Source organism: Achromobacter seleniivolatilans, assembly GCF_030864005.1.
Lineage (GTDB): Bacteria > Pseudomonadota > Gammaproteobacteria > Burkholderiales > Burkholderiaceae_B > Achromobacter > Achromobacter seleniivolatilans.
On record NZ_CP132976.1, the window covers coordinates 3,613,234 to 3,639,118 of the forward strand.

The window sequence follows — 25,885 nt, forward strand, 5'->3', positions numbered from 1 at the left end:
TACGGACTCCGGAACGGAAACTTAGATGGCGGCAATACGCAAAAATTCTTCAGCCACAAGCGACGCGCCGCCGACCAGGGCTCCGTCGATATCAGTCATGGCGAACAAACTGGCGGCGTTGGCAGCTTTAACGCTACCGCCGTACAAAACTTGCACCTGCGCTGCGCCCAGCGCACGCAAGGCGGCGCGGATGGCGCCGTGGACTTCTTGCGCCTGCTCGGGGCTGGCAGTGCGGCCGGTGCCGATGGCCCATACGGGTTCATAGGCAAGAACCATGCGCGACACGGCTTCAGCGCCCAGCGCCAGCACGGGCTTCAACTGGCGTTCGATCACGGCCAGCGTGTTGCCGGCTTCACGATCCGCCAGCGACTCGCCAACGCAGACAACGGGGGTCAGGCCAGCGGCCAGCGCGGCTTGCGCCTTGGCCGCCACCTGGTCGTCGGTCTCGCCGTGCAGCACGCGGCGCTCGGAGTGACCGGCCAATGCCCAGCGGCAGCCGAATTCTTTCAACATCAGACCGGACACTTCACCGGTGTAGGCACCCTTTTCGTGTGCGCTGACGTCTTGCGCGCCCCAAGACACGCTGCTTCCGGTCAGGGCCGAGCCGGCTTGCGCCAGATACGGAAACGGAACACAGATGCCGATTTCGCAGTGGCTCGCAGCATCCGCAGCGCGCAACTCCGTCAGCAACGCGGCGTTTTCGGCCAGGTTGCCGTGCATCTTCCAGTTGCCCAGCACAAGGCGGGCGCGGTTTTCGACTGAAGTCATGGCGAAATGTCAGAGTGGGTGAACCCAGGGGGGATGATGCAACCGCCCACGGGCCGGCCTGGAAAAAATTCCAGGCGAAACCCGAGATTGTATCCTGTTGCGCGGCGATACGCCGAACGCCGCGCTTTTCTTACGTTGTCAGGATGATTTTGCCGATATTTTCCCCGCCTTCCATCATGGCGTGGGCCTTGGAAGCCTCGGCCAGCGGGAAAGTGGCGTGCACGATGGGCTTGATGGCCCCTTTTTCCAACAAGGGCCACGCCTGTTCACGCAGCGCTCGCGCGATGGCGCCCTTGAAATCGATCGATCGGGGACGCAATGTGGAACCCGTGATGGTCAGGCGGCGGCGCATGACCTGCGCCGTATCCACATTGGCCATCGAACCGCCCAACTGGGCAATGATGACGATACGGCCGTCGTCGGCCAAGCATTGCATGTCGCGCGCGATGTAGTCGCCCGCCACCATGTCCAGAATGACATCGACGCCACGGCCGCCGGTGGCGTCCTTGATTTCTTTCACGAAATCCTGGGTCTTGTAATTGATGCCCTTCTCGGCGCCCAATGCTTCGACTGCGCGGGCGCGGTCATCGCTGCCGACGGTGGCAAACACCCGAATGCCCATGGCACGGGCCAGCTGGATTGCCGTGGTGCCGATGCCACTGGCGCCGCCGTGGACCAGCAGGATCTCGCCTTCGGACAGGCGGCCGCGGTCAAACACATTGCTCCAGACGGTGAAGTAGGTTTCCGGCAAGCCGGCCGCTTCGATGTCGGACAGGCCCTTCGGAATGGGCAGGCATTGGGCCACAGGCGCGACACAGTACTCGGCGTACCCGCCGCCCGCGACCAGCGCGCAAACCTTGTCGCCCACGGCAAACCCGCTGCCGGCCAGGTCGCCGCTAACGATTTCGCCAGCCACTTCCAGGCCCGGCAAATCAGACGCTCCCGGCGGCGGCGCGTAGTTGCCCTTACGCTGAAACACGTCGGGGCGGTTGATGCCCGCAGCGCTGACTTTGATCAAAACTTCACCCGGACCAGCCTCGGGCATGGGGCGTTCTACGGGGACCAAAACCTCGGGACCACCGGGGCGAGAGATTTCTACAGCGTGCATCGTGCCTCCTTTGCAGCAAATCGATTATTATTGCGCCCTTTACGGCATATCGCGTTTCCGTTCGGGCAGAATGTTTGCCTGACGGCCGGATTGCCGGAAAGACCCCAGGAAACGGTTGGCCAGCGTGAAAATCGCAAGCGCCCGGCCTGGAAGATGTAGCAGGAGGTGTGGCAGAGTGGTCGATTGCACCGGTCTTGAAAACCGGCAACGGGTAACCGTTCGTGAGTTCGAATCTCACCGCCTCCGCCAATATATATGTGCGTTTCCATTTTTTATGATGCATACCGCAACGCTGGCGAGTCTCAGCATATTGGATCTTGATCGCAACAGGCAGCCTAGCCATAGGCAAGGACACGTCGCGAGCTGAGGGCGGTCGCCGATCAGCAATTGCACATGTCATGCCCGCCCCGCCGGGCCCAAAAATCTGCCCTGCCGGCTATCACGTCAAATCCGTCTTGCCTCACTAACAGAATCCGAGTCTCTTATGCCCTCAGTGCCCGCCTGCCCCCTGTGCGAAACCAGCGCCGCGTTCGAATTGGCATACCGCAAAGAAGGCATCCCGATCTATCGCTGCCGCGGTTGTGGCGCGGGCAAAGCAGAACCTGAAGAATTTGACGCTGCAGCCTATTACGACGCGTCCTACTTCAATGGCGGAAAGTCCGATGGCTATTCAGATTACGTCCAGGCCAGCAATGTCCTGCACGCCCAATTTCGCCAAGACATTACCCTGCTGAAAAAGCTGGGTGCGGGCAGCGGCCACTTGGTGGAGCTGGGTTGCGCCTACGGATATTTTCTTGATGAAGCCAAGGCCTCGTCGTACCAGGTCAGCGGAGTAGAGCTGTGCGAAGACGCTGTTGTCAGCTGCAATGCACGCGGGCATGACGACGTGCACCACGGGGAAGTCTCCAAGGAAGCCTTGTCGCGTTTTTCCGATGCCGATGTGGTCGTCCTGCTGGATGTGATCGAGCACTTGCCCGACCCGGTTGCGTCGCTTGAAGCTGCCGCCGGCACCCTCAAGCCGGGCGGTTTGCTGTTGATGACGACGGGCGATTTCTCTTCTATCGTGGCCAAGACCACCGGCAGCAACTGGCGTCTGATGACCCCGCCGCAACATCTGTGGTTTTTCACGCCTAAATCGCTGGAAGCGCTTTGCAATCGTTTGGGACTGGATCTGGTCCATCTGGATCATCCCTGGAAAAAAGTGCCATTCGGCCTGATCGCCTATCAATTGCTGCGGTATTTGTCGCTGCGCCCGTCGCTGCCTGCCTGGATGCACCGTGTTGGCATGCCGGTCAATTTGTTTGACGCGATGCGCCTGGTCTTCCGCAAACGGGAAGCTGCGTGAAAGCGCTTCATATCCTGCTGGTCACCCTGTTTGCGGTGGGAATGGGTGTGGGCCAGCTGTTGCTCAAGTACTCCGCGCAGCGTCAGGCCGTTCACGAACAGCAAAGCCTTTTGTCGCGCCTGCTGTCGCTGGCGCTTGATTGGCCATTCCTGCTTGGCGCGGCCAGCTACGGCCTTTTGCTCATATTCTGGGTTTGGCTGCTGACCTTTATTCCTCTTTCGCGCGCCTATCCTTTCACCATCATGAGCCTGGCTGTCGCGTCGCTGGGTGGTTGGTACTTTTTCGGCGAAACGCTCAGCTTGCGGTTCATTGCTGGCCTCGCGATCATTGGCATTGGCCTCGTTCTGTTGGGTACGGAATAAAAACATGTCTTTCAATGACCTAGACCGCGTTTGGGTGGTCATAGCCGCCTTTAACGAGGGCACCGTAATCGCCAATACCGTTGCTGGCGTGCTGGAGCACATGAAGAACGTTGTGGTCTGCGACGATTGCTCAAGCGATGCCACCGCCGTGGCAGCACGCGGCGCCGGCGCGCACGTGTTGTCGCACCCGATCAATCTGGGCCAGGGCGCTGCGCTGCAAACCGGTATTGCCTACGCACTTCAACAAAACGCGGAGTACATCGTCACTTTTGACGCCGATGGCCAGCACGACGCCCGCGAGATCGCCCCCATGCTTGCCGCGCTTAAGGCGAGCGGCGCCGACGCCGCGCTGGGTAGCCGTTTTCTGGGCACGAAAACCAACATCGCCCGTTCGCGCAAGCTGGTGCTCAGCGCTGCCCTGCTATTCACACGGATTACCTCACGCATCCGGCTGACCGACGTACACAACGGATTTCGTGTGCTGACACGCAAGTTCTGCCAGGAATTCGAATTCAAGCAGAACCGCATGGCGCACGCTTCGGAAATTCTGGATCACATTGCGTCTCACCATGTGCGCTTCATTGAGCATCCGGTGACCATCGTCTACACGGAATACTCAATCAGAAAGGGGCAACGAAGCTCGAATGCCATTCGTATTCTGATGGAGTTGTTGATGGGGAGAGTATCCAAATGATTTTCAGCATCTTGCTAACGGCCGTGTTTCTTTTCATGGCCGTTTACAGCTTTGCCTTCATCCGCCCGAATGCAATTCGTTTCCTGTTGTGCCTGGCGTATTTCGTCGGCATCTTTTTCGTCTGGAACCCAGACATCACGTCGACGATCGCTCACTTCTTCGGCATTGGCCGCGGCCTGGATTTCTTCCTGATTCTGCTGCTCGTAGCGATCATCAACGCCTTGGTCTTGCTGGCGCGCCACATTAATTCGCAGCACCGCGCCGTCACCAATCTTGCACGCTACATTGCGCTTCAGAACGCCCGCCCAGGCGACAACAAAACAGAATAAATGAGCTCCCCGGCAATCCCCACCCAGCAACGTATCACTGCGGGCCGCTGGTTGGCCCTGCTTGCCACCGCAATCATCATTTTTCTGTCGCTTGATCTTGGCGGCGTGCAACCGGAATTCCGGGTAAAAATAGCGCCAGCATCGGCTAAGGAAGGTAGCGTTCACGTCGTTTTCTACGGACGGGATTTCGACGCCTACCGTTCGGCCGGCTCCCTGACTGTGCCGGCCACCGGCTGGCAGATCATCCGCGGAGCAGACTCCACAGTGCTGGTGGGCCAGCCGCCCGCCGAAGCCCTTGAGATCAAAGCTCGCGATGTCCCGGTAAAACTGGCATTGGTGCACCATGCGGGAGGCGGTACGCTTTCCATGGACAACGGTGCAGGCTATACGCACTCCATAGCATTGCAGTCGCCGAACGAGACGGTGTCGTCGCTGGTCATTGGCGGGCCGGATTCCGCCGCCCCCCCAAGCGGCGAAGTCGCGCGCTTCAGCCTGCCTGTCCAGATTGCCGCGGCAGCGGCTGTTTTGGCGCTATTGATCGCCATTACATGGCAGATGTCGCGCCGCCCCCAGGCTGGCGCGATTCGATTGCCCTCGCCGAAACGCATCGAGATCGCATTCTTCGCGCTACCATTTTTGTTGACGACCTGCGCGACGTTGATCGCGTTCGTGCCGGGCAACGTGAGCTATGACGGCTCGTTGCAGTGGGTCCAGGCTGCGGGGCGAGGCGAGCTGTTCGAACCTCTGGGCTACCCCGCGACGTATCTCATGCGTATGTTCACGCGTGCGACCACGTCGCCGCTTCCGTTGTTGATACTACAAAGCGTATTGGCCGCATTCGGCATGGCGCTGGTGCTGCGTGAGCTGCGTTACCGCGGCGTGCCTTTTTTGATCACGCTCGCGATGGCTACAGCCATCGCCATCACGCCCCAATATTTTTCGTTTTTCACCAACCTGGGCAAAGATCCGCTTAGTTTGATGGGGACGTTGTTTTTTGCCTGGGCATTGCTCCATCTGTTTCGCCAGCCCAAGAACAGTCGCCCGTCCTGGAAAATCTTGAGCGCCCTGATCGCTGCGGGCCTGTTTTCCGGCCTGATGCGCAACAACGTCATGCCGATCATCTTGCTCGTATTGGCATGCGCTCTGGTTCTGCTCTTCTGGCGCCGCCGGAATTACGCCCTGATTGGGGCGGGCGCTGTTTTCCTGATCGCCGCGATGGTCATCCCCAAAGTGCTTGTCAATCAAGCAACCCAAGAAGTCGATAAGTACCAGCGTCCGGCAGAACGCGTACGCATTCTGCCAAACGCCGATCTGCCGTTGGGCGTGTTCACGAATCTGTATATCTATCACTTGTTCAGCGCTGCAATGGCAAATGGCGTCGCTGTCCCGGAGGAAGAAGCGAAACCGTTTTTTGCAATCATGCCGCAGGACCAATGGAAGAAATATTCCTGCTACATGACTGACACGACGATGGCGAGCCTGGGCCGCAATATCCGCTTTACGCAGCAGGAATACAACGCGCACTTGCAGCAGCACCAGACCGCCATGGCAAAAACCGTGGTGGGCATCGTGCAGGACCACCCCGGTCTGCTCTTTGACCGGCAAGCCTGCATCACCAAGGTGTTATGGCAGATCGGCGTAGGCCAGCACCCGTTTCAGGCAACCACAATGCTGGGATACGACATCGTCGACAAGCGTTTCCTTCCGCTAGCCGGAGAAAGCCGGACACTGTGGCCCTCGTTGCGCCATCAAATTCAGCGCTATGAGCAATGGACTGAGAACTCCAGCCGATTCTGGCTGTTCTGGAAGCCTGCGCTGCCACTCATGCTTGGGTTTTTCATCGTTGCCCTTTACCTGGCTCGCAACCGCGACGTCGGAGTAATTCTTGTAGCGCTGCTACCCGTGATATCCATCGCGCAGCTCTTGCTTGTCATTCCGTTCCCCGCTTATCGCTATGCCTACCCTTCGGTACTGATCATGTTGCTGCTGAGCACGCTTGTCTTCTCTCGCCCTGGCCTGGCCGCACAAACCGCAAAGGCGAGCGACTAGGTCATGCCAAAGGTCCAAGCACAGTTTCCCGGCTCAGCATTGTTTGGGCGGATGCCGATTTGGGGTTGGCTAGCAGCGTTGCTGACAGCGGTCCTTTTAATGCTGTCGCTGAACCTGGGACGCGAACGGCCTGTCTACCAACTGGATATTGCGCCTGCTGCCGGGTACACGGGTTCGCTCCGGGTGGTGCTTTACGGAGACGGCTACGACAAGCTGCGCAAATCCGGCGCCCTCAGCGTTCCCGCATCGGGCTGGCAGGTCATTCCGGCAGCCGATTCGGTAACCCTTGTGGCAAGCACTGACGCCGCGCCTATCGTCATCAAGACCGCGGACAAGCCATTGCAGCTTGGGCTCATTCGCTACGCACAACCGAACGCTGCCGTACTGAGTAACGGAGCAGGTTATACCGATCGTATCGATCTACAGGCGCCAACCGAATCCATTGTGCCGATCATTGTGGGCGGTGCCGAATCAACAGTGCCGTCTATCGGAATGGGCGCGCGCTTCGGCCTTGCTACGCATATCTTCATATTCATTCTGCTTTTTGCTGTATTGGCGGCAATCGCTCTTCGGCTGACCGGCACTCAAGCAAGAAGCACCCATCCAATACGCCCGCCAAGCCGTCAAGAATCGATTTGGCTTGCACTTCCGCTACTTCTGGCCACGGCCATAACGCACCTTAGCTTCTACCCCGGCAATGTCAGTTATGACGCTTCCATGCAATGGGTACAGGCGGCATTGCGGGGCGACCTGTCCGAGCCTCTGGGATACGCCACTACGTACCTGATGCGGTTTTTCGCGTTGATCGATAGCTCGCCCGCGCTGCTGTTGGCCGCGCAGGAAATTCTTGCCGCGATGGGAGTTGTGCTTGTGCTGCGCGAACTGCGCGTGCGCGGCGTTCCACTTTGGGGCGCCGCCTTTGTCGTGATGACCCTGGCGCTGACGCCGCAGTACCCCACCTTTTTCAGCAATCTGGGCAAAGATGCACTGAGTTCCGTTGCGATTCTGTTTTTCACTTGGGTCTTGCTGTGGGCGTTTCGCAAACCCCGTGGAGAGCGGCTGCCGGCGCTGTTGCTGATTGTGCTGGTTGGGTCGGGATTTGCTGCCGGCATCATCCGCAGCAACGCCATGCCCAGCATCATCGTGACCTTGCTCGCCGCCCTGATCGTTCTGCAACGCCGCCACGGCGGACGCGCCATCGCAATCGCCGCATTGAGTTTCCTGATTTTGGTGTTCACCGTCCCGAAAGGCCTGTCCAACCTGGCCAGGATGGAAATTGGCCAACATCAGGTAAGAACGACCGACGACCTGCCCAAGCAAAAAAGGACTCCTCGCTTTCTGGCACTGGGACTCTTCGCCAACGTATACATCTACCATCTGTTCAGTGCTTCAGTCGCCAGCGGCGTGCCCCTGGACCCCGAAGACACGGCATTTTTCTACAAAGTTGCGCCGCGCGAGAATTGGGCGAAGTACGACTGCTTGATGACGGACACGACCCAGACTTCGGTAACGCAAGGCGTGCTGCTCAACACCAAAGACTATTGGGCTTTTCTTCTGGACCACCAGCTCGACATGGCAAAGGCCGTGACGAACATTTTGTGGAAGCACCCTTCCATACTCTTGGACAGGCAAATCTGCATCACAAAAATGCTCTGGGATACTGGCGTGGGCCACCGCCCGTTCCAGGCCACCACCGTGCTGGGATACGACAACCCGGCACTGCATTTCGTGGAACTGGCCGGGCAGAATCGGAGCTTACTGCCGACGCTGCCTGGACTGATCCAGAAGTACAAGCAATGGACTGAAGAGCCAAGCTGGTTCTGGCTGTTCTGGAAGCCTGCTTTGCCCATGATCCTGGGGCTGTTCATTGTCGGCATGTACGTAGCCCGCACCCGGGACACGGGCATGTTATTGGCTGCATTGGTGCCTTTGACGTCCTTTGCGTTGCTGCTTGTTGTGATTCCCTTTCCAGCCTATCGCTACGTGTATCCGGCCACGCTTATGCTGATGCTATTTAGCACGCTGGCATTCGCCCGACCTCGAACGGATGCCGCCAGTCAGCCGCAATTCGCGCGCGTCGCAACGGCCTGACCGCTTTCTTTTTTCCCGTACCGCCCCACAGCCTGGTCCGCTGCGGGTCTACCCTTGTTGTTCGCGGCAATCTTCGAATTGCGCCGCAAAAGCTACATCACCTACGACAGCCAGTTTCTCCCGCGTCAAACTGGCGAAGCACGGGATCGAATCACGGCGACGGCGAAGTGGCGCCAGCCAAGGTGCCGTCTTTCTTGCTGTTCGACGCGATGATCAGTTACCAGATCCACAACGGGACCCTGGCGCTGAACGCTCGCAACCTGACCAACAAGACCTACATCGCCAACTGCGGTTATGGGAATTGCTACTACGGTGATCAGCGTACCGTGGTGGGCACGGCTACCTATCGCTGGTAGGCGCCTGCCGGCCCCGCTTCGGGGCCGGTGCTTGATCGGCGTCAGGCGCGTCTTGCAACGCGCCTTCCGGGCGGCGTGGCGCAGGCGTAGTATGGACATTGTTGCCACACTCCACAGAGTCGCGGTCATGGCCCGCGCCGCTCTTCCCACCCGCAGAGGTTTTTATGTACAAGCACATTCTTATCCCCATTGATGGATCCAGCCTTGCCAATACCGGTCTGGAACAAGGGCTGGGTCTGGCCCGCGCGCTTGGCGCCAGCGTCACCGTGGTGACGGCTTATGGCACCTTCCACATGCCTTCGATGGAAACCGTGCAACTGGAAGGCGTGCGCAAGACGTACGAACACCAGGCCAAGGAACTGGCGGGTTCCCTCCTCGCCGAAGCCGCGGCCCGCGCTCAGGCTCTGGGTGTGCCCTGCACTACCGAAATGCGGGAAAGCGACACGCCCTATCAGGTCATCATCGACATCGCGCTGACTCAAGGCTGCGACCTGATCACGATGAGCTCGCATGGACGTGGTGGCGTGGCCGCGCTGCTGTTGGGCAGCCAGACACAAAAAGTGCTGGCGCATTCCACGGTGCCGGTTCTGGTGTACCGCTGATTCCGTAGCCACACCCACGCGGCATCAAGCAACGGCGTTGGCGCCCGCGTAAAAAGTCTTGGGTATGCCAGCGGCAGCCACGCCGCTGCGCAAAGTCTCTTCTGGCAGCGCATCCGCCAGCAGGCCTCGCGCGGCCAGCAGCCGCGGCAGATCAACGCCCGTCCGGTAGCCCATGCTTTCCAGCATGAACACCAGATCTTCGGTGACGATATTGCCTGATGCGCCCGGCGCGAAGGGGCACCCGCCCAGGCCGCCCAGACACGAATCAAAGCTGCGGATGCCTTCGTTCAGGCCCGCCAGCGCATTCGCCAGACCCAGCCCCATGGTGTCGTGCAGATGCAGCTTGGTCAGCTGGCTTCCCACCGCGTCCTGCGTCGCCCGCACCACGTCGCGCACCTGCGCGGGATGCGCATATCCCACGGTGTCGGCCAGTGCAATTTCGTCAACGCCGGTACGCGCCACAGCAGCAGCCACCAGCGCCACTCGCCGAACCGGCACGCCGCCTTCCATTGAACAGCCGAACGCGGTAGCCACCGCCGCATCAATGCGCATGGGACGCGGCTGCGACCGGACCCAATCCACAATCGACGCCATCATCTCCACCTGCGCGTCTGTGCCCTTGCCTACGTTGGCATGGCTATGCGTATCGCTGACCGATATCGGAAACGACAACACGTGCGCGCCCGCCTCATAAGCAGCGATTGCGCCCTTCAGGTTGCAAGCCAGAGCGCAGACGGTCAGGCCGTCTATCTTCAAGACTTCCGGCAGGATGACGCCAGTGTCCGCCATCTGCGGCACCAGACGCGGCGATACGAAGCTGCCGACTTCGATCTCGCGCAGCCCTGCGCTGGCCAGCTGCCGTATCCAGCGAAGCTTGTCAGCGGCGGGCATCATGCCCTTGGCCATTTGCAGCCCGTCACGCGGACCCACTTCGCAAAGTCTGACGTCCTGATTCATGTGCTGTCCTGTCGTGTATGCGGATGTGGCCCGGCCTATTGCTGAACCACGATGCCCGCGCTCTTGATTGTCTGCTGTGCCTTGCCGATATCCGACTGGATCAGCGCGGCAAACTGTTCGCTGGATATAGGGTCCGTCTCCAGCCCCTGGAATGCCAGCGCCTCCTGCACATCCTTGCGAGCCAGCAGCTTGTTGAAATCTGCATTCAGGCGCGCCACGATGGCGGCGGGTGTCTTGGCCGGTGCCAGCACGCCGTAGTAGGTCACCACGCTGAAATCCTTGTAGCCCAGCTCTGCCACGGTGGGCACATCCGGCAGGGCCGCATTGCGCTTGGGCGACGTTACCGCCAGCGCGCGCACCTTGCCGGACTTGATCAGCGACGCTGCGGACGAAATCGACGATCCCGCAAATTGCAGATGCCCGCCCATCAGATCCGCCAGAGCCGGCGCCGAACCCTTGTATGGCACGTGCTGCATTTTGAAGCCGGCCTCGTGTTGCAGCATTTCCATCGCGATGTGCACGCCCCCGCCTGTGCCCGATGTCCCGTACGACATCTTGTTCGGATCTTTCCGCGCTGCCTCGATCACCTCGGGCAAGGTTTTATAGGGCGAACTGTCCGATACGAGCAGCACCATCGGCGTGGTGGCTACCAGCGCCACAGGCGCCAGGTCTTTGATGGGGTCGTAGGCTACTTTCATCAGCAGCGGTATCAAGGTGACGTTGTCGGACTGGCCGATCACCAGGTCATAACCTTGCGCCGGCGCGCGCGCCGCTTCCGCCAGTCCCAACGCGGTGCCTGCGCCAGGCTTGTTTTCGGGCACCACGGCCCAGCCATTCAGCTCGTGCAGCTTGTTGCTCATCAGCCTGCCGATATAGTCGGTGCCTCCGCCCGGCGTGGACGGGATGATGATGCGGATGGGTTTGTTGGGATAGTCTTGCGCGTGTGCCGTGCAAGCGACAGCCAAAGCGGCCAGCGCGACGAGTTTTCGAATCATGTTGTCTCCTCTTTGATGGATGTCTTAGCGGTCTGACGCCGCCTCGACAGGGCTCAGGCACTAAGGCCTGGTCATGCAATGACTCCCGCAACGCGCAACGCGTCGATGCGCGCAGCATCCAGGCCCAGCCCCTGCAAGATGGCGTGGGTCTGGCCGCCTTGCACCGGCGGATCGCAACGCTTGCCGGCCTTGCGCCCATCGAATTCGATCGGCAGCGCCGCCGTGGATATTTCACTGCCGTCGGGCAGCAGGGTTTTCAGCAAAGCGCCCCCGGCGTTCAGGTGCGCATCGTCCAGCAGATCGTGCGGCTGGCGGATCGGTCCATACGATAGATTCGCGGCTTCCAGCGCCTGACACAACGCATCGGTTTTCCAGTTCTTCAGGATCTCCGCCACGCCAGGCACCAGCCACGAGCGGGCAGCCTCGCGGTCAACGGCAGTGGCCAGCCGAGGGTCTGCTGCCCATTCAGGCGGCAGGAACTTCTGGGCAAAGTTGCGCCATTGCGCATCGCCCACCACCGCCACGAACACCCGGCCGTCCGCCGTTTCGAACACGTCGTAAACACCCCATGGCGGCTTGCGCTCCGCCCCCATGGGTTTGGGCGCCGTGCCGGTCAACTGATACTGAGCGATGAACTGCGCCACCAGCAGCAGGTTGTTTTCAAACAAGCCCGAACGCACATGGCGGCCGCGTCCCGTGGCATGGCGGTCATGCAACGCCGCCAGCGCGCCCACCACGCCGAAGGTGCCGCCCAGAATGTCGTTGACCGATGCTGCCACGCGTTGCGGCGTATCTGCCCCGCCATTGATATACGCCAGCCCGCCCATCATCTGCACGACCTCATCCAGCGCCGTGCGATGCTTGTATGGACCGGACAAAAAACCCTTTAATGACACATAGATCAGCCCGGGGTTTTCAGCCGACAGGGACTCATAGTCCAACCCGTATTGCGCCAGACTGCCATCACGAAAATTCTCCACCACCATGTCCGTCTGCAAGGCCAGCTGGCGCACCACATCCTGCCCTTCGGGCGATTTCAGATCGATCGCCAGGCTTTGCTTATTGCGATTGAACACAGGGAAATAACCGCTGCCCGACCCCTTGAGCCTGCGCGTGCGATCTCCATCGATGGGTTCGACCTTGATCACATCGGCGCCCAGATCCGCCAGCGACAGACCGGCGGCCGGCCCCATGATCATGTGGGACAGTTCCAAAACCTTGATGCCGCGCAAGGGCAACTCTGAACTATCCATGAAGGGTGAAGCCGGTGCTGCGCTCATCAACATTACCTCTTGCCTGCCGCGTGGTCGGATGCGTGGCGGCCGGTGTACCGCCACGGGAATGCGCCATGATCGCGGGCCGGCCGGCATTGCGGGTAGCGGTCTTTCAGCACGGGGGCATTCTCTTTTCGGAACGTCCGGGTTTGCCCGTAGCGCTATGCCCCTGGCAACACCTTCAAATGGGCCAGCAACGCCCGCGCGGCTGGCGGCAAGGCCTCTGGATCTCGCACTGCAATACAGATAGGCGTGCTGGACCAAGGACCGGTCAAGGGCACGAAGCGGATGTCCAGGTGCGGCAAGCGCGCTTTCAGATACTGCGGCACAACCGCCACGCCCATACCGCGCGCCACCAGCATGCAGATGGTTTCGTGGGAGCTCACGCGCGCACTGATGCGCCGCATCACGCCCGCCTCTTTTGCCGCCTGTTCAAACACGCTGCTGATGCCGTTGTCGCGGTTCAATTCAATCTGCTCGAAGGGCAGCAGTTGTGCGTAGTCCAGTGTTTCCCGATCGGCCAAAAGGTGCTGGCCCGGCACCACTGCCGCCAGCTCACAGTGACCGCAGGGAAATACCTGCAAACCATCATGGCCAAAATCCGATCCGGCGGCCACGTCTGCGTGCCCTTCCAGCACGGATCGAAACGCCGCCTGGGTCGTGTCCTCTTCCAGCGAGATATCGATCTGCGGATAGGCCCGGCGAAACGATTGAATCTGGGCTGGCAGTTCGCCGGACAAGGCGGCCACGCTGACGGCCAGCCGGATATGCCCGCGCACACCTGTAGCAAAACCCGCCATTTCGCGATGCATGCGGTCCATGTCTTGCAACAGCCTGCGCGCATGGGTCGCCAGCGCATTGCCCGCAGGGGTTGGCTGCACGCCTTTGACGCCTCGCTCCAATAGCGGCACGCCGAAAACATCTTCCATTTCAGACATGCGCTTGCTGACCGCTGACGGCACGATGTTCTCGCGAGCGGCGGCGCGCGCCAGACTGCCCTCTTCAAGCGCAGACAGAAATAATCGGAGCGATACGGGGTCAATATCGCGAGAGACGGGCAAGGCAGGCAGGGCAGGCTTCATGGCAGGAAGTGTCCCGCTTTGGTCTGTCTTGCAGGGATCGGGGTTTTCCCGCACTCAGGACGTCGGTATGATCCGCAGTCCGGCCGCTCCGCTCGGCCTTCGTCTCGCAGATACCCTTCCATGCAATGCCCTAGCTGTAACTGGCAGAATCCGGCCTCCAATACCCTGTGCTTCAGCTGCCGCAAGCCGTTGCCGGTCAAAACCGTAGCGCCGGCTGCCGCAGTTGCGAAGTCCGCCGCCCCTGCTCAGAACGCTCCGGTCTTTCCCAGCATCTGGCCCCGCCTGGGCGCCACCGCGGTCGACGGGCTGTTCATGGTGGTGGCGATCATCGCCCTGATCTGGGCAACCTCACTCACCTACCAGGGCCTGACGGGCGAATCATGCCCGGTGTGGCTACAGCTATTGGCGGGGCTGATCGGTTGGCTGCTTCCGGCCTTCATGGACGCCTGGACTGACGGCTCCCCCGGCAAACGTCTGTTGAAAATGCGGGTACTCAATAGCAAGGCGAAGGCGCCCGGCCTCACGCGGTCGATATGGCGCCATACGTTGAAGTACACGCTCAACCTGGCGGTGCCCGGCCTGTTCCATCACATTCAACAGGCCATTTTTGGTGAACGCGCCATGCACAACGCTCTGGCAGGCACCCACGTGGTATCCAGCCAGGCGAACCCGCGCGCAGTGCAATCTGCCCTTGCCAAGGCGCGCGCCGTCACTGGCACAGGCAAGTTCCTGTTCTTCGTCTTCGGCGTGTTGGCGCTGATTCTGGGCGGCGTGGTCATTGGCGTTGGCATCATGAGCAAAGACAGCAACGACAATCCACTGCACGCTGACGTCGTCCGCTTCGATCTCGTGTCAGACCCCATCCGCATGCTGGTGGAAAATCACTACCGCAGCACGAAGGCATATCCCGCCACCATGGCGGACATCGGCCTGACTCAGGAGTCGCTACAGAACAGCGGCTTTAGCAAACTGGAAATGAATCCCGTGAACGGCGTGCTGCGGCTGACCATTGCCGGCGCTCCCCGTGATGACGGGTTTCCCACGCTGGCAGGCAAGCATCTGATGTACCTGCCGGAGTTGCGCTCGGAAAAGAAAGGCGGCGGCATCCGCCGCTGGCAGTGCGGCAGCGACGACATCCCGCGCGATGACCGTCCCTATAGCTGCCGCCACGACACCAGCGCCTTTGCGCGCTAGCCAGACCTCTTCTATACGGAACACCCCGCATGTCCAGTTTGATCGAAGCCATCCACCGCGCCGACGACGGCCACGAGCACGCGCAAATGCTCTCCTTGTGCGAACAAGGCGTCCGCGAGCAACCCGGATCAGCAGTCATGTGGGCGTTACGTGCCCGCTATCACGACAAGCGCAGCGCTCACGCGCAGCGCGACGCCGACCTGGCGCGGTCTTTGACGCTGGACCCGCAGTGCAGCGATGCCCTGCGCGTGCGCGCCACGGCGCTCTACGATGCAGGCGAACAGCAGGAGGCCTGGAGCCTCTTGCGTGAAGCCCGGCAGCGGGCGCCTTCGCACTACGGCTTGATGATGTCCGAGGCGTACCTGCTGATCAACGATCGCCGATTAGAGGACGCTATCGACTGCTGGACCCGCGCATCGAACCTGCGCCCGTCCGCTGCCGCGCCGCACTGCTATATCGGCTCAAACCTGCATAACGCAGGCCGCTACCAGGACGCGTTGCCCTACCACCAGCGCGCCGTTGCGCTGGCGCCCAACAATGGCGGCTTCCTGTACGACGCCGGCAACAATTACCGGCGCCTGGGCGATCTGAAAAACGCCATCGCCATGTTCGACCGCGCCCGCGTCATTCTTGGCGAAGAAAACGCCATCCAGCACAACCGTGCCTCGTGTCTGCAAGCGCTGGAACGGCATGAGGATGCCGTGGAAGAATGGACGAGCCTGCTGCGCCGCGAACCCGATTGGGATTGGCCATTGGAAGGCAAGGCGCGGTCCCTGCACCGCTTGGGCCGCGCGGACGAAGCCGCGCCGCTGTGGCGCCATCTGGACGCCTTGTCGGATTCGGGTTGGGAAGGCCGCAAGGAACAAGCCCGCGAATATGTCCGCAGCCGCGACCCCGAATTGGCCGAACAGGCCTTGCTGGGCCTGGACCCCATGGAATGCGGCGATGCGCAATTGCTGTTCGTGGCGGGGAACGCGCAGCGCGACCAAAGCAACTGGGAAGGGGCGCTTGCCTATTATCTTTGCGGTTATGAACTCGCCCCCGACAGTGATTTTCTGCCGGGCAACGCTGCCGACATGCTGACCCGCCTGGATCGTTACGACGAAGCCCTGCCGCTGTCGGAAGTCGCGATTTCTCTGGACCCCGACTGGCTGAAGTGGCGCCGCGTGCGCATCGATGCGCTGACCCATCTGGGCCGTGCCGCAGAGGCAGTAAGCGACGCCGACCGAGCGTTGGAAACTTGGCCGGACAGCGGCCCCTTGCATGCCGAGCGCATCAACGCCCTGATCGGCGCCAAGCGCCTGGAAGAAGCGCTTGCCGCGTGCGACCGACTGATCGGGCTTGACCCGGACTACCGCAGCTGGGCCCTGTTTTCACGCGGCGAGATCTACGGACAAATGAAGCGACACGCAGAGTCGGCCATGGCTTTCCGCCAAGCGGCCGCTTCTTATCAGCAGAACGGCCGCGCCAACTATCAAGACCTGTCCTTACGCAACGCTCAAGCGGCAGAAGAAGCCGCCGCCGCGCCGCGCGGATTTCTTGGCCGCTTGTTCGGCCGCAAATAGACGCTCGGAATGGTATAGTCTCGCCCGCTGCCGGCCCAACGGGCCGCGCACGCCCGAGTGGTGAAATTGGTAGACACAAGGGACTTAAACTAATTTGAGCCCTTTGGGGGAAACTCCAAAGGTGTAGCCCGTCAAACTCGGCGAACGCCCTGGACTTGTTCCGAGCCAACGCCGAGCCAAGCCCCAACTGAAAAGCGGGGGAAGGTGTAGAGAGCAGACGGCGGGCACCTAAGGCCACAAGGCTATGGTGAAGGCGTGCTCCAGACCACGAACAGCGCAACGCGCTGGCGGCGAAAGCCGAAGTGGTAAGAAAATCCCTCGGCCTCACGGTCGTACCGGTTCGATTCCGGTCTCGGGCACCATTCCGCATAGCGCTTTCGCGCCCCTGCACGCGCTGACTACAGCGATTGCTTTCCACCCTAAGCACTCATACGCGCTGCGGCAGTTTTGTCTGCCGCCATGTCGCTCCCCCTATCCGATTAAGGGTATATCCCAGCAGCCACACAAGCGGCTTCGGTTTACCGTACTCACGTTTTGTATACAACTTAAGCATGCAGCACACATCCAAATAACAGGCCTGCCCGGCCATGCAGCACGCGCCCGGCGCGGGCCCTTTGCCGCTACAGGCACCGAGGGGACAAGCTTATGCGCCGCTTTGCTAAATCGTTATTTGGCCAGGTCGTTTTCGCCCTGGCATTGGGAGTGATACTGGGATTGGCGGTGCCAGACATGGCGGCCAAGCTCAAACCGTTGGGCGATGGCTTCATCAAGCTGATTAAGATGATCATCCCCGTGCTGGTGTTCTGCGTCGTGGTCCACGGTATTGCGGGCGCTGGTGACCTCAAACGGGTCGGCAAAGTTGGCGTCAAAGCGCTGATCTACTTCGAAGTCTTGACCACGCTGGCGCTTGCGCTTGGCCTGCTGGTGGCGATGGTGTTCAAACCCGGCGCCGGCATGAACATCGACATCAGCACCCTGGACGCGTCCGCGATGAGCGCCTACGTGTCCAACGCCGACAAGCTCACCAGCGGCGGTACGGTTGAGTTTCTGATGAAGCTGATCCCAACCACCGTCGTCAATCCCTTTGCCACCGGCGATATCTTGCAGGTGCTGCTATTTGCGGTGCTGTTCGGTTGCGCGCTGTCGCAGTTGGGAGACCACGGCAAACCGGTAGTACGCCTGATCGACGCCACATCCCAAGTCATGTTCAAGATCATGGGCCTGATTATTCGTCTGGCTCCGTTGGGCGTGCTGGGCGCGGTGGCGTTCACGGTGGGACAGTACGGCATCAGCTCGCTGAAACAACTGGGCATGCTGGTGCTCGTGTTTTACGGCTCGGTCGCGGTATTCGTATTTGGCGTGCTGGCAGTAGTGATGCGGATGTGCGGCTTCAGCCTGTTCAAACTGCTGCGCTACCTGCGCGAAGAATTGGCAGTCGTCTTTGCCACCACATCGTCCGACAGCGTGCTGCCGCAGATCATCGCCAAGCTGCGCCACCTGGGTATCCGTGACTCCACTGTCGGTCTGGTGATCCCGACGGGTTACTCCTTCAACCTGGACGCCTTTTCCATCTACATCACGCTGGCAGCTGTCTTCATCGCACAGGCGACCAACACGCCGATATCCACGGTGGACTTGCTCAGCATTCTGGCTGTGGCGCTGATCACGTCCAAGGGCGCGCATGGCGTGCCCGGTTCCGCCATCGTGATCCTGGCCGCCACGTTACAAGCGATTCCCGCCATCCCGGCCATAGGCCTGGTGCTGGTGCTGTCGGTGGACTGGTTCATGGGCATTGCCCGCGCGCTGGGCAATCTAGTCGGAAACTGCGTCGCTACCGTGGCCGTGGGCGCGTGGAACGGCGATATCGACCGCGAACAGGCGCACGCCGTCTTGAATGGCGACAGACCAGCCAACCTGGTGCCGCCTGCCCCCGAACCCGAGGCCGACGAGGTCATGGCCACCCCGGGCTATCAAGGCCGCGCCTGACCCTCCTTTATGCCGCCGGTTATCGCCCATCGGGCGTAAACCGGCGGCGGCTTCCTAGGGCGAACGGGCACGCGCCAAATATCCCGAACGGATTTACTCTAGTCCGTGCCTTCAGGGAGCCCCGCCATGATCACGCTCTATTCCTACCCCGGGTTATTCGGCCTGGAAGACAACAACCCATACGGTCTGAAAATCTACGCCTTCCTGAAGCTGTGCCGGCTGCCATTCGATCATCGGCACACGATTGACGTGCAATCCGCGCCACGCGGCCAACTGCCCTATGTGCAGGATGCAGACCAGGCAATCGGCGACAGCGACGCCATCATTGCCTACCTGAAACAACGGTACGAACTGACCATCGACAGCACGCTGACTCCGCAGCAGCAGAGCCTGGACCTGCTGATCCGGCGCACTCTGGACGACCTGTACTGGGTAATGTCTTACTCACGCTGGCGCGATGACCGCTACTGGCCGCTCTTTCGCAAGGCGCTGCTGGATACCCATCCCGAGGTCACGCCCCAACAGCTGGAAGCGGCCCGGCAATACAATTTTCAGCGCTATCACTACCAGGGGATTGGCCGCTATGCGCCAGAAGATGCCTACGCGCGCGGGGTGGCAGACTTGGAAGTCATCTCTCGGCTGATCGGTGACGGGGGCTTTCTGTTTGGTCCCAACCCCGGCAGCGTCGATGCGGGTATTTACGGTTTCCTGGCCAATATCTATCACTACGCGATCGACACGCCGCTCAAACAATTCCTGGTGTCGCAACCGGGTTTGGTGCGCCACTGCAACGCGGTGCGCGCCGAGCTGGGCTGACCCGCGCCCCCGTCCAGGGGAAAAAACCATTATTCTTGCGCCTCGCCTACCACTTTCCCTGCCCCGGGACTGCCTGGCCGGACACGCGCGCTGCTGCGCCGCGCCCCTCCCGCCCTGGCTCCCGACCGTATCTTGCTGACTGCCACCCCCGCCTCCCCGCCCTTCATCGTCATTGACGCCTGTGTGCTGATGTCCGGTATTCTCCGCCGGCTGTTTCTGCGGCTTGCCGAAGCGGGCGTGTTCGTCCCGGTCTGGACCGACCGCATCGGAGAGGAATGGCGCCGCAACGCATCGCGCATCTGGGATATCCCGCCAGAAGTCATGGCCGAATTCTGGGCCGACATGAATGCGCGTTTTCCGCAGGCGAACGAGGCCGACACGCAGGTCTACGAAGCGTCGCTGCGCTACAGCGACCCAAAGGACTTCCATGTGATTGCGGCAGGTTTGGCGCGCCGGGCGCGTTGCGGCCTTCAGTTGCCGCCCGTGGTGCAGATCGCGACGTGGAATCTCAAGGATTTCAACCGCTCGGAATTGCGGCGTCAGGGGCTGGACGTCTACAACCCCGACCGCATGCTGGTGCAATGGTGGCAAACCAACGCCGATCGCATGCGCGAGGCCATTGCACAGATACCGGCAGACTATGTGGCGCTGGGCCGCGAGCCCGAACCGCTATCCACGACCTTGCATCGGGAACGCCTGTACGGCCTGAAAAGCCTGCTGGCCCGCGACGCCGCGCAACGCGACGCCGCCTGACACGCTGTTTGACGGCCGCCGCCAGACGGCCGTTTTAGTAGGTGTTGTTGACCTTAGTGATCATGATTGCTGGCGGCAAACCCAGCGGCATTCAGCACGTCGATCACTTCCAGGATGTGCTCGTGTCCTCGTGTTTGCAGCACGAAGTCCACCTCGACATTGCGGACCGGCAATGACGTGAACGCGCGCTGGTGATGCACTTCCGTGATGTTGGCCTGGGCATCGGCGATCAGTTTGGTAGCGTGAGCCAGCGCACCCGGCAGGTCGCGCAAATCCACGCGGATACGCGCCAGACGTCCGGCGCGCACCATGCCGCGCTCGATCAATTCACCCAGCATCAGGGGGTCGATATTGCCGCCCGTCAGCACCAGGCCAATGCGCTTGCCCTTGAAGCGATCACTGCCCTCTTCCTTGGCCCGCAGCAACGCAGCCAGACCGGCTGCCCCGGCGCCTTCCACCACGGTTTTTTCAATTTCCAGCAGCACCACAATCGCGTGCTCGATATCGCTTTCACTGACCAGTTCAATATGGTCGACCAATTGGGTGACGATGGGCTGAGTCAGCGCGCCGGGCGACTTCACGGCAATGCCCTCGGCAATGGTGTATTGCCCCTGCGGCATTTCCACGCCCTTGACCGCGGCATACATGGACGGGAAACGCTCGGTCTGCACACCCACGATTTCAATGCTGGGTTTCAGCGCCTTGGCCGCCGTGGAAATCCCCGAGATCAGCCCGCCGCCGCCTATCGCGATGACAAGCATGTCGAGCTGCGGCTGGTCTTCCAGCATTTCCAGCGCGACGGTGCCCTGTCCCGAAATAACGGCTTCGTCGTCATAGGGGTGGATCATGATCAGGCCGCGCTGTTGCGCCAGCTCGTAGCCGTGCGCCTTGGCGTCATCAAACGTATCCCCCGCCAGCACCACCTCAGCGCCAAACCGGCGCGTGTTGGCGACCTTGACGGTGGGGGTGAAGCGCGGCATGACGATCACCGCCGGCACGCCCATGCGCTGCGCGTGGTAGGCCACGCCTTGCGCATGGTTGCCTGCCGACACCGCAATCACGCCCTTGGCGCGTTCGGTATCGGACAGGGTCAGCATGCGGTTCAGCGCCCCGCGTTCCTTGAACGATGCGGTGAATTGCAGGTTTTCGAACTTCAGCCAGATCTCGGCGCCGAAAATATCCGACAACGTGCGGGACAAAGTGAATGGGGTCTTCAGCACCTGGCCACGCAAATTTTCGCGGGCGGTCTGGATAGAGGCAATATCGATCACGGTAGGTAAATCCTGTTAGCGCACAGGTAGGAAATTGAAGAGCAGCAGGCCTTGCGCGTAGTTGATCCCGATACGCCGCGAGTTCTCGCCGAGCAGATTGGCGATCAAGTCCAGCCGGCCGATGATGGCGCCAAACTCTCGCTCAAAGCTTAGATTCGTGGCGTTCTGGGACATTTCATTGGCCAGCAACAGCAGCTCGCCCTGATTGTTGCGGCGCGACGCCAGCAGCCAGGCGGCGGCCTCGACGTTCCGTGCGGCATTGTAGACCCGCTGTCCATCCAACGCGTCCGTGGCGTACAGCCGGGTCTTGCCATTGTGGGCCGCAATAATGGTGTCGGCCATGCCGTAGATAAAGGCGCCGACCCGGTCGCCGGAATAGTTGGGGTCCAACGACACGGCAAGAATTTGAATATCGCGCAGGCCAGCCAGATCGCTGGGCGGGATACGGACTTCGATGGCGTGTTTGACGCGATTTACGGCGGTTGCCTGATCAGGCACGCCAGTCTTGCGCCATTCTCGGGGATTACGGCGATAGAGCTTGTCCAGCAGCACGTAAAGACTAGCCAGATTGTCGCGGACCTCAAGGGTGACGGTGCGGTTGAAATCGGTCTGACCGAACTGGTCCGCAGACATGCTTTCGCTATTCGGGCCGCGTTGCCCCGGGCCCGGGCTGCTCATACAGCCAGCCAGTAGCGCGGTGAGCAGCGCGGCGGCGCTCGCGGGTCCGAACCATCCCGTCATGCCAGATCCATCCTTTTTTACCTCGTCTCGCGCAAGACTTTACAGGAAAGCCCGCGCATACGACGTCTAAAGTGCGAAAGATCCGCCTTCTACCCCTTTTGTATCCCCCAATAGAAAACGGCGCCTTGCGGCGCCGTTTTTCATCCAATCATTTCACAAGCTTATTCAGCTTGCGGTTCCGACTGGGGGGCTGCTTCGGGAGCGGCAGCGGGTTGCTGCGCTTCGATGCCGCCGATTGCCTTGATGGACAGGCGCAGACGGCCCTTGTCGTCGGCCTCGATGACCTTGACGCGGACTTGCTGGCCGACCTTCAGCACATCGTTGATGTTCGCGATGCGGTAGTTGGCGATTTCCGAGATGTGCAGCAGACCGTCACGGCCCGGCAGCACTTGCACGATGGCGCCGAAGTCCAGCAGACGCAGGACCGAGCCTTCGTAGATCTGGCCCACTTCGACGTCGGCGGTCAGTTCGACGATGCGGCGCTGGGCTTCTTTGGCCTGCGCTTCGTCGACGCTGGCGATCACGATCGTGCCGTCGTCAGAGATATCGATCTGCGTGCCGGTTTCTTCGGTCAGCGCGCGGATGGTGGCGCCGCCCTTACCGATCACGTCGCGGATCTTCTCGGGGTTGATCTTGATGGTCAGCATGCGCGGAGCGAAAGCCGACAGCTCGCCACGCGAACCGTCCAGGGCTTCCTTCATCTTCGTCAGGATGTGCAGGCGGCCTTCGCGGGCTTGCGCCAGCGCCACTTGCATGATTTCCTTCGTGATGCCCTGGATCTTGATGTCCATCTGCAGTGCGGTGACGCCGTTTTCGGTGCCCGCAACCTTGAAGTCCATATCGCCCAGGTGATCTTCGTCGCCCAGAATGTCCGTCAGCACAGCGAACTTGCCGCCGTCCAGAATCAGACCCATGGCCACACCCGCCACGTGATCCTTGACCGGCACGCCGGCGTCCATCATTGCCAGCGAGCCGCCGCAGACCGAAGCCATCGACGACGAGCCGTTCGACTCAGTGATTTCCGACACGATACGGATCGTGTACTGGAAATCTTCAGGAGCCGGCAGCAGCGGGATCAGAGAGCGCTTGGCCAGACGGCCGTGGCCGATTTCGCGGCGCTTGGGCACACCAATGCGGCCCGTTTCGCCGGTGGCGAACGGAGGCATGTTGTAGTGCATCATGAAGCGGTCACGGTACTCGCCCATGAGCGCATCAATGATTTGTTCGTCTTGCTTGGTGCCCAGCGTAGCGATAACCAGTGCTTGCGTTTCACCACGGGTGAACAGTGCGCTGCCGTGCGCGCGGGGCAACACGCCCAGACGGACACTGATGGGGCGCACGGTGCGCGTGTCGCGACCGTCGATACGCGGTTCGCCGTTCAGGATCTGACCGCGGACAATGGCCGATTCCAGCGAGAACATGATGTTGTCGACGGTAACGGCGTCAGGCAGCGCTTCGCCCTTTTCAGCAGCGGCGGCAGCCAGCTTGGCCGACACGTCGGACGACACTTCGCGCAGCTTGGCGGTACGGGCTTGCTTTTCGCGAATCTGGTAGGCGGCGTTCAGGCCTTCCTGGGCAGCCGAGGTCACGGCGGCGATCAGGGCTTCGTTCTTGGCCGGAGCTTGCCAGTCCCAATCGGGCTTGCCAGCGTCCTTCACGAGTTCGTGAATGGCGTTGATGACAGCCTGCATTTGCTGGTGACCGAAAACCACACCACCCAGCATGATTTCTTCGGACAGCTGTTGGGCTTCCGATTCCACCATCAGGACGGCGTTTTCCGTACCGGCCACAACCAGGTCCAGCTTGGACGACTTCAGTTGCGAGGCGGTCGGGTTCAGCGCGTATTGGCCATCGATGTAGCCCACACGAGCGGCGCCGATGGGGCCATTGAACGGGATGCCCGAGATAGCCAGAGCGGCCGAGGCGCCGATCATGGCGGCGATGTCGGGATCAATCTCAGGATTGACCGACAGCGTGTGGATGACCACTTGGACTTCGTTGTAGAAGTCTTCGGGGAACAGCGGACGCAGCGGACGATCGATCAGGCGCGAGGTCAGCGTTTCCTTTTCGGACGGCTTGCCTTCACGCTTGAAGAACCCGCCCGGAATACGGCCGGCGGCGTAGGTCTTCTCGATGTAGTCGACGGTCAGCGGGAAAAACGTTTGACCCGGCTTGGCCTTCTTGGAAGCCACAACGGTGGCCAGGACGACGGTGTCCTCAATCGACACCACAACGGCGCCGGAGGCCTGACGAGCGATCTCGCCAGTTTCCAGAACGACCGTGTGCTGGCCGTATTGGAACGATTTTGTCACTTTGTTGAACATGACGATTATTCCTTACAAATGAAAAACCGTGGCCGTTACGACAAATGTCGCACCGACCACGGTTATTGCGTCATGGGGAGCCAGCCCCGTCGATCACTTACGCAGACCGAGTTTTTCGATCAGTGCGCGGTACGAATCGGGATTGCGGCCCTTGAGATAGTCGAGCAGCTTGCGGCGACGGCTGACCATACGCAGCAGACCGCGGCGCGAGTGATGGTCCTTCATGTGTTCTTTGAAGTGACCGGTCAGTTCGTTGATACGGGCGGTGAGCAGAGCCACCTGAACTTCGGGGGAGCCGGTATCGCCTTGAGCGCGTTGGAACTGCGCAACGATATCGGATTTCTTGATGTCAGCTACAGACATTGATGACCTCTTCGGACATGCGACAGGGCCGAGGTGCCCTGACGTGGTTTGGAAAAAATTTGCGGTTTTCCGGCGATAAGCATTTTTGCTTTCTCACTGCTGCTTCAATAGCTGCGTAGGAGTTCCCCAGTGGATTGCCATCAAGGGTCCAAACACAGCCGGACTGCCGGCGCAAAGCATCTTGCAAAATCAATTCACTTGATAAAGCTCGATGATTATAGCTGATTCGCTAAAATTACCCCAGGGACGGTTTCGGCTGGCCGGCAAATGCCGGCAGGCGCCCAACCGGCGCCCCAGAGGAGCAAAACCATGTCTAAATATTACAAGCCTGTCCGTATCGCCTTGGCCACGCTGGCGCTGACAGGCCTTACCGCCTGCGCGAATCTGGCCCAGGTTCAGCCCGGTACGCCTTACGCCGACGTCCTGACCCAGTTCGGGAAGCCCAACTTTGAGTGCCCGCAAGCAGGCGGCGGACGCCGCGTCATCTGGACACAGCAACCGATGGGCCAGTACGCCTGGGGTACCAATGTCGGCACCGATGGCCGTGTGGGCCAAGTCGTGCCGCTGCTGACCGACGCCCACTTCAGGGTGCTGGAGACCGGCGACTGGGGTCCGGACCGCGTGCGCTGCGAATTCGGCCCCCCTGCCCGTATCGAGGAAGCGGGCTTGGGTGAAAAGCGCGAGGTCATCTGGTCGTACCGCTACAAAGAAAATGGCGTGTGGAACTCGCTGATGTACGTCTACATGAGCCGCGACGGCAGCAAGCTGACGCATTTCCATCCCGGCCCCGACCCCATGTATGACGACGAAAAGTTCATGTGGCGCTGACATTACCGGCCGCTTCAATGAAAAAACCCGCC

Annotated in this window: 24 protein-coding genes and 1 tRNA gene; 15 read left to right on the top strand and 10 right to left on the bottom strand. The window is 60.8% G+C overall.

Features of this window, described 5'->3' with window-relative positions; translation table 11 throughout:
• Positions 1 to 21: 21 nt before the first annotated feature.
• Positions 22 to 768, bottom strand: a complete 747-nt coding sequence (gene tpiA, locus RAS12_RS16210) for a triose-phosphate isomerase (protein ID WP_306937089.1) — start codon at positions 766 to 768, stop codon at positions 22 to 24.
• Between the two features lie 130 nt (positions 769 to 898).
• Positions 899 to 1,876, bottom strand: coding sequence for an NAD(P)H-quinone oxidoreductase (locus RAS12_RS16215; RefSeq protein ID WP_306937091.1), 978 nt, complete (start codon positions 1,874 to 1,876; stop codon positions 899 to 901).
• Positions 1,877 to 2,037: 161 nt separating this feature from the next.
• Here RAS12_RS16215 and RAS12_RS16220 point away from each other — a divergent pair.
• From RAS12_RS16220 to RAS12_RS16260, 9 genes are all read left to right on the top strand, one after another.
• Positions 2,038 to 2,125 (top strand) — tRNA-Ser (locus RAS12_RS16220).
• Positions 2,126 to 2,360: 235 nt separating this feature from the next.
• Positions 2,361 to 3,221: a class I SAM-dependent methyltransferase gene (locus tag RAS12_RS16225; RefSeq protein ID WP_306937092.1), complete on the top strand. Its 861-nt coding sequence runs from the start codon at positions 2,361 to 2,363 to the stop codon at positions 3,219 to 3,221.
• On the top strand, positions 3,218 to 3,583 hold the full coding sequence (locus RAS12_RS16230; protein ID WP_306937094.1) for a DMT family transporter: 366 nt from the start codon (positions 3,218 to 3,220) through the stop codon (positions 3,581 to 3,583). Before RAS12_RS16225 ends, RAS12_RS16230 begins: the two co-directional genes overlap by 4 nt.
• Positions 3,584 to 3,587: 4 nt before the next feature.
• Positions 3,588 to 4,277, top strand: a complete 690-nt coding sequence (locus tag RAS12_RS16235; RefSeq protein ID WP_306937097.1) for a glycosyltransferase family 2 protein — start codon at positions 3,588 to 3,590, stop codon at positions 4,275 to 4,277.
• Entirely contained in the window at positions 4,274 to 4,606 is a 333-nt protein-coding gene (locus RAS12_RS16240) for a DUF2304 domain-containing protein (RefSeq protein WP_306937098.1), read from the top strand. Before RAS12_RS16235 ends, RAS12_RS16240 begins: the two co-directional genes overlap by 4 nt.
• Positions 4,607 to 6,655: a hypothetical protein gene (locus RAS12_RS16245; RefSeq protein WP_306937100.1), complete on the top strand. Its 2,049-nt coding sequence runs from the start codon at positions 4,607 to 4,609 to the stop codon at positions 6,653 to 6,655. It abuts the gene before it with no gap.
• A gap of 99 nt (positions 6,656 to 6,754) precedes the next feature.
• Positions 6,755 to 8,746 (top strand): hypothetical protein, encoded by a 1,992-nt coding sequence (locus RAS12_RS16250; protein WP_306937103.1) that lies wholly within the window; start codon positions 6,755 to 6,757, stop codon positions 8,744 to 8,746.
• Between the two features lie 167 nt (positions 8,747 to 8,913).
• Positions 8,914 to 9,102, top strand: a complete 189-nt coding sequence (locus RAS12_RS16255) for a hypothetical protein (protein WP_371321202.1) — start codon at positions 8,914 to 8,916, stop codon at positions 9,100 to 9,102.
• Between the two features lie 164 nt (positions 9,103 to 9,266).
• Positions 9,267 to 9,704, top strand: a complete 438-nt coding sequence (locus RAS12_RS16260) for a universal stress protein (RefSeq protein ID WP_306937105.1) — start codon at positions 9,267 to 9,269, stop codon at positions 9,702 to 9,704.
• A 24-nt stretch (positions 9,705 to 9,728) separates the two neighbouring features.
• Here the strand turns inward: RAS12_RS16260 and RAS12_RS16265 are convergent, their stop codons facing one another.
• The 4 genes from RAS12_RS16265 to RAS12_RS16280 form a co-directional block, all read right to left on the bottom strand.
• Positions 9,729 to 10,661 carry a hydroxymethylglutaryl-CoA lyase gene (locus tag RAS12_RS16265; protein WP_306937106.1) on the bottom strand — a complete coding sequence of 311 codons (933 nt, stop codon included), beginning with the start codon at positions 10,659 to 10,661 and terminating at the stop codon, positions 9,729 to 9,731.
• Between the two features lie 35 nt (positions 10,662 to 10,696).
• Positions 10,697 to 11,656, bottom strand: a complete 960-nt coding sequence (locus RAS12_RS16270) for a Bug family tripartite tricarboxylate transporter substrate binding protein (protein WP_306937107.1) — start codon at positions 11,654 to 11,656, stop codon at positions 10,697 to 10,699.
• A 71-nt stretch (positions 11,657 to 11,727) separates the two neighbouring features.
• Positions 11,728 to 12,936, bottom strand: a complete 1,209-nt coding sequence (locus tag RAS12_RS16275; RefSeq protein WP_306937109.1) for a CaiB/BaiF CoA transferase family protein — start codon at positions 12,934 to 12,936, stop codon at positions 11,728 to 11,730.
• A gap of 155 nt (positions 12,937 to 13,091) precedes the next feature.
• Positions 13,092 to 14,012 carry a LysR family transcriptional regulator gene (locus tag RAS12_RS16280; protein ID WP_306937111.1) on the bottom strand — a complete coding sequence of 307 codons (921 nt, stop codon included), beginning with the start codon at positions 14,010 to 14,012 and terminating at the stop codon, positions 13,092 to 13,094.
• A gap of 120 nt (positions 14,013 to 14,132) precedes the next feature.
• On the opposite strand from RAS12_RS16280, the gene RAS12_RS16285 reads away from it, so the two are divergent.
• From RAS12_RS16285 to RAS12_RS16305, 5 genes are all read left to right on the top strand, one after another.
• Entirely contained in the window at positions 14,133 to 15,206 is a 1,074-nt protein-coding gene (locus RAS12_RS16285; RefSeq protein ID WP_306937112.1) for an RDD family protein, read from the top strand.
• Between the two features lie 29 nt (positions 15,207 to 15,235).
• Positions 15,236 to 16,771, top strand: coding sequence for a tetratricopeptide repeat protein (locus RAS12_RS16290; RefSeq protein WP_306937114.1), 1,536 nt, complete (start codon positions 15,236 to 15,238; stop codon positions 16,769 to 16,771).
• Between the two features lie 645 nt (positions 16,772 to 17,416).
• Complete coding sequence (locus tag RAS12_RS16295) at positions 17,417 to 18,757, top strand: C4-dicarboxylate transporter DctA (protein ID WP_306937116.1); 1,341 nt, start codon at positions 17,417 to 17,419, stop codon at positions 18,755 to 18,757.
• 126 nt (positions 18,758 to 18,883) lie between these two features.
• Entirely contained in the window at positions 18,884 to 19,573 is a 690-nt protein-coding gene (locus RAS12_RS16300; RefSeq protein ID WP_306937118.1) for a glutathione S-transferase family protein, read from the top strand.
• 189 nt (positions 19,574 to 19,762) lie between these two features.
• Positions 19,763 to 20,326, top strand: coding sequence for a PIN domain-containing protein (locus RAS12_RS16305; RefSeq protein WP_371321305.1), 564 nt, complete (start codon positions 19,763 to 19,765; stop codon positions 20,324 to 20,326).
• A 53-nt stretch (positions 20,327 to 20,379) separates the two neighbouring features.
• On the opposite strand, the gene RAS12_RS16310 is transcribed toward RAS12_RS16305, so the two are convergent.
• The 4 genes from RAS12_RS16310 to rpsO form a co-directional block, all read right to left on the bottom strand.
• Positions 20,380 to 21,597: a threonine ammonia-lyase gene (locus RAS12_RS16310; protein WP_306937120.1), complete on the bottom strand. Its 1,218-nt coding sequence runs from the start codon at positions 21,595 to 21,597 to the stop codon at positions 20,380 to 20,382.
• Positions 21,598 to 21,612: 15 nt separating this feature from the next.
• Entirely contained in the window at positions 21,613 to 22,338 is a 726-nt protein-coding gene (locus RAS12_RS16315) for a hypothetical protein (protein ID WP_306937122.1), read from the bottom strand.
• Between the two features lie 161 nt (positions 22,339 to 22,499).
• Positions 22,500 to 24,662 (bottom strand): polyribonucleotide nucleotidyltransferase, encoded by a 2,163-nt coding sequence (gene pnp, locus RAS12_RS16320; RefSeq protein ID WP_306937123.1) that lies wholly within the window; start codon positions 24,660 to 24,662, stop codon positions 22,500 to 22,502.
• 93 nt (positions 24,663 to 24,755) lie between these two features.
• Positions 24,756 to 25,025, bottom strand: a complete 270-nt coding sequence (rpsO, locus tag RAS12_RS16325; protein WP_006223612.1) for a 30S ribosomal protein S15 — start codon at positions 25,023 to 25,025, stop codon at positions 24,756 to 24,758.
• Between the two features lie 309 nt (positions 25,026 to 25,334).
• Between rpsO and RAS12_RS16330 the strand changes: the two genes are divergently transcribed.
• Complete coding sequence (locus RAS12_RS16330) at positions 25,335 to 25,853, top strand: hypothetical protein (protein WP_306937166.1); 519 nt, start codon at positions 25,335 to 25,337, stop codon at positions 25,851 to 25,853.
• Positions 25,854 to 25,885: the final 32 nt, after the last annotated feature.

Excerpts from the sequence above, each read along its gene's own strand:
- tpiA (WP_306937089.1), bottom strand. The coding sequence starts at position 768 with ATGACTTCAGTCGAAAACCGCGCCCGCCTTGTGCTGGGCAACTGGAAG.
- RAS12_RS16215 (WP_306937091.1), bottom strand. The coding sequence starts at position 1,876 with ATGCACGCTGTAGAAATCTCTCGCCCCGGTGGTCCCGAGGTTTTGGTC.
- RAS12_RS16225 (WP_306937092.1), top strand. The coding sequence starts at position 2,361 with ATGCCCTCAGTGCCCGCCTGCCCCCTGTGCGAAACCAGCGCCGCGTTC.
- RAS12_RS16235 (WP_306937097.1), top strand. The coding sequence starts at position 3,588 with ATGTCTTTCAATGACCTAGACCGCGTTTGGGTGGTCATAGCCGCCTTT.
- RAS12_RS16240 (WP_306937098.1), top strand. The coding sequence starts at position 4,274 with ATGATTTTCAGCATCTTGCTAACGGCCGTGTTTCTTTTCATGGCCGTT.
- RAS12_RS16245 (WP_306937100.1), top strand. The coding sequence starts at position 4,607 with ATGAGCTCCCCGGCAATCCCCACCCAGCAACGTATCACTGCGGGCCGC.
- RAS12_RS16250 (WP_306937103.1), top strand. The coding sequence starts at position 6,755 with ATGCTGTCGCTGAACCTGGGACGCGAACGGCCTGTCTACCAACTGGAT.
- RAS12_RS16260 (WP_306937105.1), top strand. The coding sequence starts at position 9,267 with ATGTACAAGCACATTCTTATCCCCATTGATGGATCCAGCCTTGCCAAT.
- RAS12_RS16265 (WP_306937106.1), bottom strand. The coding sequence starts at position 10,661 with ATGAATCAGGACGTCAGACTTTGCGAAGTGGGTCCGCGTGACGGGCTG.
- RAS12_RS16270 (WP_306937107.1), bottom strand. The coding sequence starts at position 11,656 with ATGATTCGAAAACTCGTCGCGCTGGCCGCTTTGGCTGTCGCTTGCACG.
- RAS12_RS16275 (WP_306937109.1), bottom strand. The coding sequence starts at position 12,936 with ATGAGCGCAGCACCGGCTTCACCCTTCATGGATAGTTCAGAGTTGCCC.
- RAS12_RS16280 (WP_306937111.1), bottom strand. The coding sequence starts at position 14,012 with ATGAAGCCTGCCCTGCCTGCCTTGCCCGTCTCTCGCGATATTGACCCC.
- RAS12_RS16285 (WP_306937112.1), top strand. The coding sequence starts at position 14,133 with ATGCAATGCCCTAGCTGTAACTGGCAGAATCCGGCCTCCAATACCCTG.
- RAS12_RS16290 (WP_306937114.1), top strand. The coding sequence starts at position 15,236 with ATGTCCAGTTTGATCGAAGCCATCCACCGCGCCGACGACGGCCACGAG.
- RAS12_RS16295 (WP_306937116.1), top strand. The coding sequence starts at position 17,417 with ATGCGCCGCTTTGCTAAATCGTTATTTGGCCAGGTCGTTTTCGCCCTG.
- RAS12_RS16300 (WP_306937118.1), top strand. The coding sequence starts at position 18,884 with ATGATCACGCTCTATTCCTACCCCGGGTTATTCGGCCTGGAAGACAAC.
- RAS12_RS16305 (WP_371321305.1), top strand. The coding sequence starts at position 19,763 with ATGTCCGGTATTCTCCGCCGGCTGTTTCTGCGGCTTGCCGAAGCGGGC.
- RAS12_RS16315 (WP_306937122.1), bottom strand. The coding sequence starts at position 22,338 with ATGACGGGATGGTTCGGACCCGCGAGCGCCGCCGCGCTGCTCACCGCG.
- pnp (WP_306937123.1), bottom strand. The coding sequence starts at position 24,662 with ATGTTCAACAAAGTGACAAAATCGTTCCAATACGGCCAGCACACGGTC.
- rpsO (WP_006223612.1), bottom strand. The coding sequence starts at position 25,025 with ATGTCTGTAGCTGACATCAAGAAATCCGATATCGTTGCGCAGTTCCAA.
- RAS12_RS16330 (WP_306937166.1), top strand. The coding sequence starts at position 25,335 with ATGTCTAAATATTACAAGCCTGTCCGTATCGCCTTGGCCACGCTGGCG.